This window comes from Streptomyces sp. NPDC026673, assembly GCF_040638135.1.
Classification (GTDB): Bacteria; Actinomycetota; Actinomycetes; order Streptomycetales; family Streptomycetaceae; genus Actinacidiphila.
Map to the genome: position 1 here is coordinate 117,500 of NZ_JBEZXR010000008.1, position 12,812 is coordinate 130,311.

Here is a 12,812-nt window from a genome sequence, read left to right on the forward strand (position 1 = left end):
GGAAGGCACGTTTGACGTGATCCTGCTGCTGTCGACCTCCGACACCGACCTGCTCAGCGCGCGTGCCGCGAACGCCGCCGGGGGTCCCGTCCCGTTCCGGCTCGCCAATCCCGCCCGGCTTCCGCTCGACGATCTGCGCGGCCTCCTCGACGGTGCCGAGCTGGTCGTCGTACGGCTCCTCGGCGGGCGCCGCGCCTGGGAGGAGGGCCTGGACGAGCTGCTCGCCGGGCCGCGCCCGGTGGTCGTGCTCACCGGCGAACAGGCCCCGGACGCACAGCTGATGGAGCTGTCCACCGTTCCGGTCGGCATCGCCGCCGAGGCCCACGCCTATCTCGCGCACGGCGGCCCGGCCAACCTGGGGCAGCTGGCCCGCTTCCTCTCCGACACCGTGCTGCTCACCGGCCACGGCTTCGAACCCCCGGCCTCCGCGCCGTCCTGGGGCCGGCTGGAGCGCACCGCGTCCGTGAGCGGGGGCCCGCGCGTCGCCGTCCTCTACTACCGGGCCCACCACATGAGCGGCAACACCGCCTTCGTGGAGGCGCTGTGCTCGGCGATCGAGCAGGCCGGCGCCGAGGCCCTCCCCCTCTACGTGGCCTCGCTGCGCGCCCCCGAGCCCGAACTGCTCGACGCCCTGCGGGGCGTGGACGCCGTGGTCACCACCGTGCTCGCCGCCGGTGGCACCCGCCCGGCCGACGCCTCCGCGGGCGGTGACGAGGAGGCCTGGGACGCGGGCGCGCTGGCCGGCCTCGACGTGCCGGTGCTGCAGGCGCTCTGCCTGACCTCCTCCCGTGAGACGTGGGAGGGCAGCGACGAGGGCCTGTCCCCGATGGACGCCGCGACGCAGGTCGCCGTCCCCGAGTTCGACGGCCGGCTGATCACCGTCCCGTTCTCCTTCAAGGAGATCGACGAGGACGGCCTGCCCGTCTACGTCCCCGACGCCGAGCGGGCCGCCCGCGTCGCGGGCATCGCCGTCCGCCACGCCCGGCTGCGCCACATCCCGCCCGCGGAACGCCGGCTGGCGCTCGTGCTGTCGGCGTACCCGACCAAGCACTCCCGCATCGGCAACGCCGTCGGCCTGGACACCCCCGCGAGCGCGGTCGCGCTGCTGCGCCGACTGCGAGCGGAGGGCTGGGACTTCGGGCCCGCGGAGGAGATCCCGGGCCTGGTCTCCGGCGACGGCGACGAGCTGATCCGCGCGCTGATCGACGCGGGCGGCCATGACCAGGACTGGCTGACCGAGGAGCAGCTGGCCGCCAACCCGGTCCGGATCCCGGCCGCCGACTACCGCCGCTGGTTCGCCGCGCTCCCCGCGGAGCTGCGCGACTCCGTCACCGGGCACTGGGGCCCGCCGCCCGGTGCGATGTTCGTCGACACCAGCCGCAACCCGGAGGGCGACATCGTGCTGGCCGCGCTGCGCCGCGGCAATCTGCTGATCCTCATCCAGCCGCCGCGCGGCTTCGGCGAGAACCCGATCGCGATCTACCACGACCCGGACCTGCCGCCCTCCCACCACTACCTCGCCGCCTACCGCTGGATCGCCGCCGCGCGGGCCGACGGCGGCTTCGGCGCCGACGCGATGATCCACCTGGGCAAGCACGGCAACCTGGAGTGGCTGCCCGGCAAGAACGCGGCCCTGTCCGCCGCCTGCGGCCCCGACGCCGCCCTCGGCGACCTCCCGCTGATCTACCCCTTCCTCGTCAACGATCCCGGCGAGGGCACCCAGGCCAAGCGCCGCGCCCACGCCACCCTCGTCGACCACCTGGTGCCGCCGATGGCCCGTGCCGACTCCTACGGCGACATCGCGCGGCTGGAGCAGCTGCTCGACGAGCACGCCGCGATCGCCTCGATGGACCCGGTCAAGCTGCCCGCCGTCCGCGCCCAGATCTGGACGCTGATCCAGGCCGCCAAGCTCGACCACGACCTCGGCCTGGAGGACCGGCCGCACGACGCGGAGTTCGACGACTTCCTGCTCCATGTCGACGGCTGGCTCTGCGAGATCAAGGACGCCCAGATCCGCGACGGCCTGCACGTTCTGGGGCAGGCCCCGACCGGTGCCGAGCGGGTCAACCTGGTGCTCGCGATCCTGCGCGCCCGGCAGATCTGGGGCGGTACGGCCGCGCTCCCGGGGCTGCGCGAGGCCTTGGGCCTGGACGAGTCGAAGGCCACCCGGCTCACCGCGGACGCCGCCGAGGAGCAGGCCCGCGCGCTGGTGCAGGCCATGGAGGACGCCGGCTGGGCCCCGGAGGCCGTCGCCGGGACCGCCGAGGGCCTGCCCGAGGACGTCGCCCGTGTGCTGGACTTCGCCGCCCGGCAGGTCGTGCCGCGGCTGGCCCGTACGACGGACGAGACCGAGGCCGTCGTGCACGCGCTGAACGGCGGCTTCGTGCCCGCGGGCCCCTCCGGCTCGCCGCTGCGCGGCCTGGTCAACGTGCTGCCGACCGGCCGCAACTTCTACTCCGTCGACCCCAAGGCCGTGCCCAGCAGGCTCGCCTGGGAGACCGGCCAGGCCCTCGCGGACTCTCTCCTGACCCGCTACCGCGAGGACAACGAGGGCACCTGGCCGCAGTCGGTGGGCCTGTCGCTGTGGGGGACCAGCGCGATGCGCACCGCGGGCGACGACGTCGCCGAGGCGCTGGCGCTGCTGGGCGTGCGGCCGGTGTGGGACGACGCGTCCCGCCGCGTCACCGGGGTCGAGGCCGTTCCGGCGCAGGAGCTGGGCCGCCCGCGCGTCGATGTCACCCTGCGCATCAGCGGCTTCTTCCGGGACGCCTTCCCGCACGTCGTGGGCCTGCTGGACGATGCCGTACGGCTGGTCGCGGGCCTGGACGAGCCCGAGGACGTCAACTTCGTCCGCGCCCACACCCGTGCCGACCTCGCCGCCCACGGCGACGAACGCCGGGCCACCACCCGCATCTTCGGCTCCCGGCCCGGCACCTACGGCGCGGGCCTGCTGCAGCTGATCGACAGCCGTGACTGGCGCAGCGACGCCGACCTCGCCGAGGTCTACACGGTGTGGGGCGGCTACGCCTACGGCCGCGGCCTCGACGGGCGCCCCGCGCGGGAGGAGATGGAGACCGCCTACCGGCGGATCTCCGTGGCCGCGAAGAACACCGACACCCGCGAGCACGACATCGCCGACTCCGACGACTACTACCAGTACCACGGCGGCATGGTCGCCACCGTCCGCGCGTTGACCGGCCGCTCCCCCGAGGCGTACATCGGCGACTCCACGCGCCCGGAGACCGTGCGGACGCGCTCCCTGGTCGAGGAGACCTCCCGGGTCTTCCGTGCCCGCGTCGTCAACCCCCGCTGGATCGAGGCGATGCGGCGGCACGGCTACAAGGGCGCCTTCGAACTCGCCGCGACCGTCGACTACCTCTTCGGCTACGACGCCACGACCGGCGTCGTCGCCGACTGGATGTACGACAAGCTGGCCCGCACCTACGTCCTGGACCCGGAGAACCGCGCCTTCCTGCAGGAGGCCAACCCCTGGGCGCTGCACGGCATGGCCGAGCGGCTGCTGGAGGCGGAGTCGCGCGGGATGTGGGCGGAGCCGGACCCGGAGGTCGTCGAAGAGCTGCGGCGGGCCTTCCTGGAGACGGAAGGCGACCTGGAGGGCGGCGAGTAGGGCTTCAGCCGATGGTCGGCGCCGCCGAGGCAGAGGGCGGCGCCGTTTCGCTGAGCGCGGGCGGTGCTTGTTGGTACGGCGCAAACTTTCGCCTGTGCAACGGAAAGTGCCCGGGGGCGCGGGGCATGTCTCCCCCCGGCTTTGGGCGGGGCGACGGTTCCCCGTAACGCGGACGTCGGCCCGGGGCGCGAGCCTGGGGCAATGGATGCCACCGCGCCGGCGCGTTCCCTGCTGGAACCGGTCCCGGCCCACCGGACCGCCGGGATCCAGGTGCTGCGGGCCGGGGACTGTGCCGCGGAGGTGGCGCTGGACACCCCGTACGGGCTGACCAACGTGATCGGCAGCCTGCACGCCAGCGGGCTGATCGCCCTCCTCGACGCGGCGGGACCGCCCGCGGTGATCGCCGCGGTCGAGGCCCCGGGGGAGCTCGAGGGCGTGGTGCCGCTCGGTGCCGCGGCGACGGTCGAGTTCCTCGCCCCGGCACGCGGCCGCCTGGTGGCCTCCTGCACGCTGGACGGGTCCGCGCGGCGTGCGCTGCGGGGGGTGCTGTGCGGGGACGGCGACCGGGCGCGACGGGCGACGGTCGCGGGGATCAGGGACGCGACGGGTGCCGTGGCGTGCCGCGGCGGCTTCGACCGGAGCGTTCGCCGGATCCCCCGCGCCTGACCGGGAAACGCCCGGCGAACATCCGGCGGCGGGACGGGGAAGGCGCCGCAGGCGCCCCGGCCGCGCCGTACGGTGACCGCACGGCGGGAGGGTTCACGGGGGAGCGGGGCGAGCGGTGGGCGACTGGCTGAGCGCCGACAACGTGGTGGCGGTGCTGACCGCGCTGCTCGGTCTCGTCGTGTCCGTCGGCGTGGTCTGGTACGAACGCCGGGTGCCGCGCCGCCGGCGCATCGGCTACCGCGTCCAGATGGACACCCCCATCGGCAGCGACGACCCCGACGGCGGGGGCGGCGGTCCCAACGTGCGGCTCGGGCTCTTCAACGACCTTCCCGACATGTCGGACGCGACGCTGGTCCTGCTCCGCATCGAGAACGACGGCGGCGAGGGCATCGCCGACGGGGACTACACCAACCGCGACCCGGACCGACCGGGCGCTCACCGTCGTCTTCGCCGGCCGCACGGTACGGGGCGTGGCCGTCACCGAGGCCGACGCCGGGCCGCTGATGGCGCACTTCGCCCCGGCCGGTGACGCCGGCGGTGTACGGCACCAGGGCAACGTCATCCACCTGCCGCGTGTGCCGCTCAACCGGGGCCAGCACTACAAGCTGCTCGTGCTGCTCACCGGCGGCCACGTCGGCGGCGGCGTACGGGTCACCGGGGGCATCCGGGACGGCGTGGTCGTGCCCAACAAGGCCATGCCGGTCGACTCCAAGCCGCCGCTGTTCAGCCGGGCCGCGCGGTGGGTCACCATCCTGCTGACCCTGTGCGTGACCGTGCTGGCGGGCATCATCGTGGTCCGCGAGGACCCGCCGCCGCCCATCGGCTGCGCCACCGGACGGCTCACGGTCACCGGCTCCACGGCCTTCGCCCCGGTGATGGGCGAACTCGCCCGCCGCTACGGCGAGGACTGCCCCGACGCGAAGATCACGGTGGACGCGCACGGCAGCAACGAGGGCATCCGGGAGCTGGCCGAGTCCGAGGCGCCCGGAGTCGTGGCCCTCTCCGACGGCCCGGGGCCGGGCGGGGATCCGCGCCTGACGGAGAACCGCGTCGCCGTCTCCGCCTTCGCGCTGGTCGTCAACGGCGACCTCCCGGTCCGCGACCTGACGGTGGCGCAGATACGCCGCATCTACCGGGGATCCGTCGTCAACTGGCGCCAACTGGGCGGCCCCGACCTGCCCGTCCTCCTCGTCAGCCGGAACGCCGACTCCGGTACCCGCGACCTCTTCCGCCGCCACATCCTCGGCGGCCGCGGCGAGCCCGCCTTCACCTCGCGCGACTGCCGCCACCGCAACTCCCCCGACGACACGGTCGTCCGCTGCGAGCTGGACAGCACGGAGCAGGTCCTCAAGACCGTCGCCCGCCTGCCCGGCGCCATCGGCTACGGCGAACTGCGCGCCGCCGCGGCCTCCCCGGGCCTGCACACCCTCGCCATCAACGGCCACGCGCCCTCCCCGGCGGCCATCGGCGACCGCAGCTACCCCTTCACGGAGATCGAGTACGCCTACACCTACGGCCGCCCCGCCACCGGATCGCTCGCCGCGAGCTTCCTCGATTACATGATCCGCGGCGCCGGCCAGGACGTCGTCACGTCCCACGGCCACCTCCCCTGCCACAGCCCCGAAGGCCTCGAACGCTGCCGGGGCTGACCCCGCCCGGCGGGGGCCCGGGGCCGGGATCGCCGGATGTACCGGCGGTCGTCACACGGAGTTCTCCGGGGCGTACGGCGGGGTGGCGGGTGGCGGGGTTACCGTGGGGTGCAGGCGCGGGCACTTCCCGCGGACCCGGAGGTGAGAGGCGACATGACGACGCTCCCGCACCCCGCGGACCTGGATCTGCTCGCCGGGATGCAGGTGGACTACACCGACCAGGACGACCCCGTGCTGATACGCCAGGACGGCACCCCGGTCGAGACGTGGCGCGAGAACTACCCGTACTCCTTCCGCATGGAGCGCAAGGAGTACGAGTGGCACAAGCGGCTCCAGCAGATAGAGCTGCTGAAGCTGCAGAGCTGGATCAAGGAGACCGGCCGGCGGCTGGTGATCGTCTTCGAGGGGCGCGACGCGGCCGGCAAGGGCGGGACGATCAAGCGTTTCACCGAGCACCTGAACCCGCGCGGGGCCCGCGTGGTCGCGCTGGAGAAGCCCACGGAGCGCGAGCGCGGGCAGTGGTACTTCCAGCGCTACGTGGAGCATCTGCCGACCGAGGGGGAGATCGTGCTCTTCGACCGGTCCTGGTACAACCGGGCCGGTGTGGAGCGGGTCATGGGCTTCTGCACGGACGACGAGTACCAGCGGTTCATGCGGCAGGCGCCCGCCTTCGAGCGGATGCTCGTGGACGACGGCATCGACCTGGTGAAGTTCTGGTTCTCCGTGTCGCGCGACGAGCAGCGCACCCGCTTCACCATCCGCCAGGTCGACCCCGTGCGGCAGTGGAAGCTCAGCCCCATGGACCTGGCCTCGCTGGACCGCTGGGACGACTACACCGAGGCCAAGGTCGCCATGTTCCGGGAGACGGACACCGAGCAGGCGCCCTGGACGGTGGTCAAGAGCAACGACAAGAAGCGGGCCCGGGTGGAGGCGATGCGCAGCGTGCTGGGCCGCTTCGACTACGCCGACAAGGACACGGAGGTCGTCGGCGTGCCCGACCCGAGGATCGTCGGCGCCGCGGCGAACCTGCTCGAGGCCGGCGAGGTCTGAGCCCGGGCGCCGGGCGCCCGGGCGGGGATGCCGGGGCCGCCCGGGGCCGCCCGCCGCACCGGCGGCGCGGGCCGGCGCATCGGCGGCCCGCGTCGACCGCGACCGCTTCCGCGACGGCCCGGGGTCCCGGTCACGGGCGGCCCTCCGGGCGTCCTTCCGGCGCCGTGTGCGGGGTCAGCGCTCGGCGACCCGTACGGTGACGGTCCACTCCCGCAGCCCCAGGCAGGCCACCTGGTCGGGAGCGGTGGGCGTGGCGCACAGCGGCTGGGAGGAGGTGAGCCGCGCCGTTCCGGGGGCGGTGGCGCGGTAGGCGGCGATGGTGTCGCCGTGCGGGGCGCCGATGCCCGGGTTGACGGGGGTGAGGGCGGTCCCGTCGGCGGTGACCGGGGCCCATGGGCGGTCGGGCGTGCCGTCGAGGGTGACGCGGATCGTGCCGCCGGTGACGACGCAGACGGTGCGGCCGGTGTCCGCGGCGGTGAGTTCGGCCCCGGCGGCGCAGGCAGCTCCCGTATCCGTCCCGGAACCGGCGCTGCCGGTGGCGCTCGGGCCGGTGGCGCTGGGGCCGGTGCGGTCCGGATCGCCGGACTGCGCGCCGCAGCCGGCCAGCAGGAGTGCGGTCGCCGCGACGGCCGCGGCTGTCGTATGACGCATGGATGACCTCCTTTCCGGTTTGACGTGCGACAGGCGCAAACGGGTCCCGGCCGGGGCGCGGAAGGGGGCCGGAGCGATCATTGCGGCCGGTTGGGGCGGGTTTGCCCGGCGCGTGCCGCGCGTGTCTTGACCTTGCCGCAACGTCAACGTCTGTACTGGGCTCATGCGCATCGGAGAACTCGCCGCGCTCGCCGGGGTCACCACCCGCACCGTGCGGCACTACCACCGCATCGGGCTGCTGCCCGAGCCCGCACGCCGGGTCAACGGCTACCGCGACTACGGCCTGCGCGACGCCGTCGAACTCACCCGCATCCGGCGGCTGACGGAGCTCGGTCTCGGCCTGGAGGAGGTCGGGGACGTGCTCGCCGACGACGCGGGCAAGGAGCTGCACGAGGTCCTGCGGGAGCTCGACGCGGACCTGGCCCGGCAGGAGGAGGCGATCAGGCGGCGCCGGGCGCGGCTCGCCGAACTCCTCGCACAGGCCGAGGCCGGCGGGGGGCTGCCGGCCGAAGGGCCCGTCTCCCCGGAACTCGCCGCCCTCTTCGCCGAGATGGCGCGGACCTCGGCGGAGCTGCCCGGGCCCGAGCCCGCGATGGCCGCGAAGGAACGGGAGCTGCTCGCGCTGCTGGACGCGGCGGCCACTCCCGAGACCAGGGGCTGGCTCACCGGTCTGCTGCGCTCCATGGGGTCCGATCCCGGTGCGATGCGCCGCGCCTACGAGGTGTACGCGCGGATGGACGAACTCGCCGGGGCGGCCGTGGACGACCCCCGGGTCGCGGAGGTGGCCCGTGTCATCGCGGACTCCGTCCCGGAGGACCTCGTCGCCGCGATCGACGCCTCCGGCGAGGACCTCACGACGGCCGGCGGCGCGGAGGGCGGTTTCATGGCGGCCTTCTTCGACGACCACGCCCCCGCCCAGGCCGAGGCCGTACGGCAGGCGATCCGGCTGATGCGGGAGCGTGCCCGGTGAGCCGCCGGGGGGCGTGGGCGCTGGGCGTCCTCGTCACGGCCGAGGCGGTGCTCGCCGCGTGCCTGGTGGCGGGCGTGCCGGTGCCGGAGCCGGTGCTCCGGGGTGCCGAGCTGGGCATGACCGCCGTGCTGCTGTGGCGGCTGCCGAGGGTGGTGCGGGCGCACCGGGACGCCCGGCGGCGGGGCCTGACGCGCCGGGCCGCGGCGTGGACCGCCGTGCGGGACACCGTGCCGGCGCCCGCTCGCCGGCTGATCCGCCATGAACTCGCCCTGTCGGTGAGCCTGGTGCGGTGGATCGCGCGCAGGCCGCACGGGGTGGGCGAGGGCGCCGTGCCCGTCGCCTACACCGGGGCGCAGACGGCGACGATGTACGGCTTCCTCTTCGTCTCCGTGGTGGAGACGGTGGTGCTGGCACTGGTCATCCCCTGGCCCGCGGTGCACGCGGTCACCCTCGTCCTCGACGTCTGGGGCTGCTTCTTCGTGCTGGCCCTGCACGCGGCCTGCGTGGTGCGCCCGCACGTCGTCGGGGCCGACGGCTCGCTGCGGCTGCGGTACGGCGCGCTCGTCGACGTCCGCGTGCCCGCGGAGCGGATAGCCACCGCCCGCGTGGACCGGCGCTTCCCCGACGGACGGCTCGTCACGTCCGCGGGGGACGGCACCGTCGACCTGATCGTCGGCGGCCAGACCACGGTGACCGTCGAACTCACCGAGCCCGTCACCTTCCTGCGCCCCCTGGGCGCTCCCGTGCGGGCCCGCGTCCTGCGCTTCCACGCCGACGACCCGCGTGCCGCCGTCACGGCCCTGGGGGTGGGCGCGGCACCTGGCGCTCGGGTAACGTAGCCGCCCCCAGCAGTGGACGCACCGAGGGAGGTGAGACCCATTACCGCCATGTCAGGTTGGGTGCTCGCCCCCGGCGGCCCTGCGGTCCCCGTGACCTAGGCCACCGGCAGAGCGCCCCGCGGCGCCCCGAAAGGCCCTCATGTCATCAGCTTCACCCGCCTCTTCCGGTTCCTCTCCCTCCGCCCGACTCCCCTTGTCCGCCGCGCCGGTGGTGCCCGTGCTCCGGGCCGCCGGCTGCGTGTTCGCCGAGGACGAGGCCCGGTTGCTGGCCTCCGCCGCCCGGACCCCCGCGGAACTCGCCGCCATGGTGGAGCGCCGGGTCGCCGGCCTCCCGATCGAACACGTCCTGGGCTGGGCGGAGTTCTGCGGTCTGCGGATCGCCGTCGGCCCCGGGGTCTTCGTCCCGCGCCGCCGTACCGAGTTCCTCGCCCGGGAGGCCGTCCGGCTCGGGCGCGCCCTGGACCGGCCCGGTGCGGTGGTCGTCGACCTGTGCTGCGGCTCCGGCGCGGTGGGCGCCGTCCTGGCCGCCGCGCTCGACCGGCCGGTCCTGCACGCCGCCGACGTGGACGCTGCGGCGGTGGCCTGCGCCCGCCGCAACCTCGCACCGGCGGACGGCCGCGTCCACGTCCACGAGGGAGACCTCTACGCGCCCCTCCCCGCGCGGCTGCGCGGCCGCGTGGACGTGCTGGTCGCCAATGTGCCCTACGTCCCCACCGGGGCGGTCGGCCTCCTTCCCCCCGAGGCCCGCGACCACGAGCCGCGCGTCGCGCTGGACGGCGGCGCGGACGGGCTCGACGTCCTCCGCCGTGTCGCCGCCGCCGCGCCCTCGTGGCTCGCGCCGGGCGGGCACCTCCTCATAGAGACCAGTGAGGAGCAGGCCCCGGCCGCCGTCGCCGCGGTGGGCGGCGCGGGGCTGAGGGCGCGGGTGGTCGTCTCGGAGGAGCTCTCCGCGACGGTCGTCGTCGCGTCCTTCGGGGGGTAGTGGGGCGGGCGGTCGCGGGGGCGGGGCCGGCGGCGGGGGAATCCTCGCCGTGCGTGAATCCGCGATTTCTCCGCGTGAATCAGCGACGCATTAAGTGACGCAGGCCACATGGCCTGCGTCACTTAATGGGCGATTTGCCCGGGTCTGCGTGTGACGTGGCCGATATGGCGTGCGCCACTTTCGGGGTTCCTTAGTAGACGGCACCCCGAAATCCCCTTCCCATGCCTGAGCGGCGGGACTTTCGTCCCTGGTCCCCTTACTAATCCCCTTAGTAACAGGGGTGTATTGACCCAGGGATTTGAATCCGCCAACAATTCATGGCGTACCCCACGGAAGAGGAATTACTCGAATGCAGATCTCCGCTATGTCGAAGCTCAACCGCGTCGCCAAGGCCAAGAAGATCTCCCTCGGCTGCGCTGCCGCCAGCGTCGCCGTCGTCGCCGGTGGCGTGGCCATGGCCCCCACCGCCTCCGCCGCCACCACGGCGCAGTCGGGCTCCGTCAACACGTGGATCAACGAGTCCCTGAAGGTGATGCGCGCCCACGGCATCCCGGGCACCTACAACGGGATCTACAAGAACCTGATGCGGGAGTCCTCCGGAAACCCCAACGCCATCAACGGCTGGGACTCGAACGCTGCCAAGGGAATTCCGTCCAAGGGTCTGATGCAGGTCATCGACCCGACCTTCAAGGCGTACCACGTCCCCGGTACCTCCTGGAACATCTACGACCCGGTCGCCAACATCACCGCCGCCTGCAACTACGCGGCGCACGTCTACGGCACGATCGACAACGTCAACTCGGCGTACTGATCGCCCGCGCGCAACGCTTTTCCGGGGGACGCCCCCGTGCAGCCACCGCTGCACGGGGGCGTCGCCCTTTTCCGTTCCCGGATTCCGTGGGGTTTTCCGGCGGGGGGATTGGCCGCAGGCTTTTCCTCCCCGGGCCTGGACAGACGTACGGCGCTGGTCCACGCTGTCCGACCATGACCGTCGCCCCTGACCGCCCGGCCGAGGCCGAGGCCCTGCACGCCACCGCCGAGGACATCGCCGCCCTGCTCCGGGCCTGCCCGGACACCTCCGTGCCGATCCCCGGCGCCGAGTGGACGGTCGGCGAGGCCGCGGCGCACCTGGTGCTCGCCAACGAGCTGATGGCCGCCCTGGCCGAGGGGCGCGAGCGGCCGTACGGCGACGGAACCCCCGGCAGCCTCGCCGCCGCGAACGCCGCCTCCCTCGCCGCCTTCCCCGAGCGCGACGGCCGGACCCTGGCGGACGGCATCGTGCGGCACGCCCGCGCGTTCACGGAGGCGGCCGGGACCCGCGCGCCGGACATGCCCGTGGTCACCCCGCTCGGCGCCATGGACCTGGCCACGCTCGGCTCGTACCTGCTCACCCACATGCTCGGCCACGGCTACGACATCGCCCTCGCCCTGCGCCGGCCCCACATGATCGACCGCGAGCGGGTCGCCGGCTGCATGCCGTTCCTCAGGACGGCCATGCCCCGGGTCGTCGACGAGCGGGCGGCGGCCGGCCTCTCGGCCTGCTACGCCCTGCGCGTCCCCGGGATCACCCGCTTCGCGGTCACGTTCAGCGACGGAGCGGCGAGCGTCACGGACGACCCGCCGCGCCGCCCCGACTGCACCATCACCACCGAGCCGGTCACCTTCTTCCTGATCGCGCTCGGCCGCCGGGGCGCCACGGCCGCCATGGCCCGCGGCAAGATCGCCGCCTGGGGCCGCCGCCCCTGGCTCGCCCCGCGCTTCCCCACCCTCTTCACCGCGCCCTAAGGCTCTGACGGGCTCCCGTCCGGGGTCGGCCAGTCGCCGGGCAGGGTGTACGTCCAGCCCGGCTGCCAGACGAAGGGGGCCCGGACGGACTCCGCCAGGGGGACCCCGCCCAGCAGGCAGGCCAGGGCCCAGCGGTTGGCGGAGTGGGCGATCAGCAGAACGCGCCGGCCGTCCCACCGCCGGGCCAGGTCGTGCAGGAGCGCGTCGGTGGCGGCGAGCACCTGCCGGTAGCTCTGGCCGCCGCCGGGGAACGGCTCGTCGACGCGGCGCAGGCGCTGCGCGGCGACGAGGTCGGCCGGCCGCCCGTTCAGTTCGCCGTAGTCGCACTCGCGCAGCCGGATGTCCCGGTGGACCGGCGGCCGCCCGTCGGGGAAGGCGAGGGCCGCGGTCTCCACGGCACGGCGCAGATCGGAGGTGTACACCGCGGCGATGTCCTGGTCGCGGCGGCGTTCGCCGAGTTGCCTCGCCTGCCGACGGCCCCGCTCCGACAGCCGTCCGGGCAGCCGGCCGGTGGCGATGCCCGCCTCGTTGTCGGTGCTCGTTGCGTGCGTCTCGTAGATCAGCTCGACTGCCATCGGGGCCTCCCCCGGGT

Annotated in this window: 10 protein-coding genes and 1 pseudogene; 9 read left to right on the forward strand and 2 right to left on the reverse strand. The window is 74.3% G+C overall.

Going from position 1 to position 12,812, the window contains the following annotated elements; translation table 11 throughout:
* Positions 1-16 precede the first annotated feature (16 nt).
* From cobN to ppk2, 4 genes and pseudogenes are all read left to right on the forward strand, one after another.
* On the forward strand, positions 17-3,628 hold the full coding sequence (cobN, locus tag AB0F62_RS09385) for a cobaltochelatase subunit CobN (protein WP_361794360.1): 3,612 nt from the start codon (positions 17-19) through the stop codon (positions 3,626-3,628).
* Between the two features lie 201 nt (positions 3,629-3,829).
* Complete coding sequence (locus AB0F62_RS09390; RefSeq protein ID WP_361794363.1) at positions 3,830-4,294, forward strand: DUF4442 domain-containing protein; 465 nt, start codon at positions 3,830-3,832, stop codon at positions 4,292-4,294.
* Positions 4,295-4,409: 115 nt separating this feature from the next.
* A pseudogene (locus AB0F62_RS09395) lies at positions 4,410-5,943 on the forward strand (substrate-binding domain-containing protein).
* Between the two features lie 153 nt (positions 5,944-6,096).
* Positions 6,097-6,993: a polyphosphate kinase 2 gene (ppk2, locus tag AB0F62_RS09400; protein WP_361794366.1), complete on the forward strand. Its 897-nt coding sequence runs from the start codon at positions 6,097-6,099 to the stop codon at positions 6,991-6,993.
* A gap of 174 nt (positions 6,994-7,167) precedes the next feature.
* Here the strand turns inward: ppk2 and AB0F62_RS09405 are convergent, their stop codons facing one another.
* Positions 7,168-7,644: a hypothetical protein gene (locus AB0F62_RS09405; RefSeq protein ID WP_361794369.1), complete on the reverse strand. Its 477-nt coding sequence runs from the start codon at positions 7,642-7,644 to the stop codon at positions 7,168-7,170.
* A 163-nt stretch (positions 7,645-7,807) separates the two neighbouring features.
* On the opposite strand from AB0F62_RS09405, the gene AB0F62_RS09410 reads away from it, so the two are divergent.
* From AB0F62_RS09410 to AB0F62_RS09430, 5 genes are all read left to right on the forward strand, one after another.
* On the forward strand, positions 7,808-8,614 hold the full coding sequence (locus AB0F62_RS09410; RefSeq protein ID WP_361794371.1) for a MerR family transcriptional regulator: 807 nt from the start codon (positions 7,808-7,810) through the stop codon (positions 8,612-8,614).
* Positions 8,611-9,453, forward strand: a complete 843-nt coding sequence (locus AB0F62_RS09415) for a hypothetical protein (RefSeq protein ID WP_361794374.1) — start codon at positions 8,611-8,613, stop codon at positions 9,451-9,453. Before AB0F62_RS09410 ends, AB0F62_RS09415 begins: the two co-directional genes overlap by 4 nt.
* Positions 9,454-9,592: 139 nt before the next feature.
* Complete coding sequence (locus AB0F62_RS09420) at positions 9,593-10,435, forward strand: putative protein N(5)-glutamine methyltransferase (protein WP_361794377.1); 843 nt, start codon at positions 9,593-9,595, stop codon at positions 10,433-10,435.
* A 349-nt stretch (positions 10,436-10,784) separates the two neighbouring features.
* A complete protein-coding gene (locus AB0F62_RS09425; RefSeq protein WP_361794380.1) occupies positions 10,785-11,246 on the forward strand; it encodes a transglycosylase SLT domain-containing protein in 462 nt (153 codons plus the stop codon).
* A 173-nt stretch (positions 11,247-11,419) separates the two neighbouring features.
* Positions 11,420-12,220, forward strand: a complete 801-nt coding sequence (locus AB0F62_RS09430; protein WP_361794383.1) for a maleylpyruvate isomerase family mycothiol-dependent enzyme — start codon at positions 11,420-11,422, stop codon at positions 12,218-12,220.
* Here the strand turns inward: AB0F62_RS09430 and AB0F62_RS09435 are convergent.
* Positions 12,217-12,795 carry a histidine phosphatase family protein gene (locus tag AB0F62_RS09435; RefSeq protein WP_361794386.1) on the reverse strand — a complete coding sequence of 193 codons (579 nt, stop codon included), beginning with the start codon at positions 12,793-12,795 and terminating at the stop codon, positions 12,217-12,219. The two genes, AB0F62_RS09430 and AB0F62_RS09435, sit on opposite strands and share 4 nt — an antisense overlap.
* Between the last annotated feature and the right edge of the window lie 17 nt (positions 12,796-12,812).

What these genes read in the sequence shown, in the direction of transcription:
- AB0F62_RS09410 (WP_361794371.1), top strand. Translation starts at nt 7,808, where the DNA reads ATGCGCATCGGAGAACTCGCCGCGCTCGCCGGGGTCACCACCCGCACC.
- ppk2 (WP_361794366.1), top strand. Translation starts at nt 6,097, where the DNA reads ATGACGACGCTCCCGCACCCCGCGGACCTGGATCTGCTCGCCGGGATG.
- AB0F62_RS09390 (WP_361794363.1), top strand. Translation starts at nt 3,830, where the DNA reads ATGGATGCCACCGCGCCGGCGCGTTCCCTGCTGGAACCGGTCCCGGCC.
- AB0F62_RS09435 (WP_361794386.1), bottom strand. Translation starts at nt 12,795, where the DNA reads ATGGCAGTCGAGCTGATCTACGAGACGCACGCAACGAGCACCGACAAC.
- AB0F62_RS09420 (WP_361794377.1), top strand. Translation starts at nt 9,593, where the DNA reads ATGTCATCAGCTTCACCCGCCTCTTCCGGTTCCTCTCCCTCCGCCCGA.
- AB0F62_RS09430 (WP_361794383.1), top strand. Translation starts at nt 11,420, where the DNA reads ATGACCGTCGCCCCTGACCGCCCGGCCGAGGCCGAGGCCCTGCACGCC.
- AB0F62_RS09405 (WP_361794369.1), bottom strand. Translation starts at nt 7,644, where the DNA reads ATGCGTCATACGACAGCCGCGGCCGTCGCGGCGACCGCACTCCTGCTG.
- AB0F62_RS09425 (WP_361794380.1), top strand. Translation starts at nt 10,785, where the DNA reads ATGCAGATCTCCGCTATGTCGAAGCTCAACCGCGTCGCCAAGGCCAAG.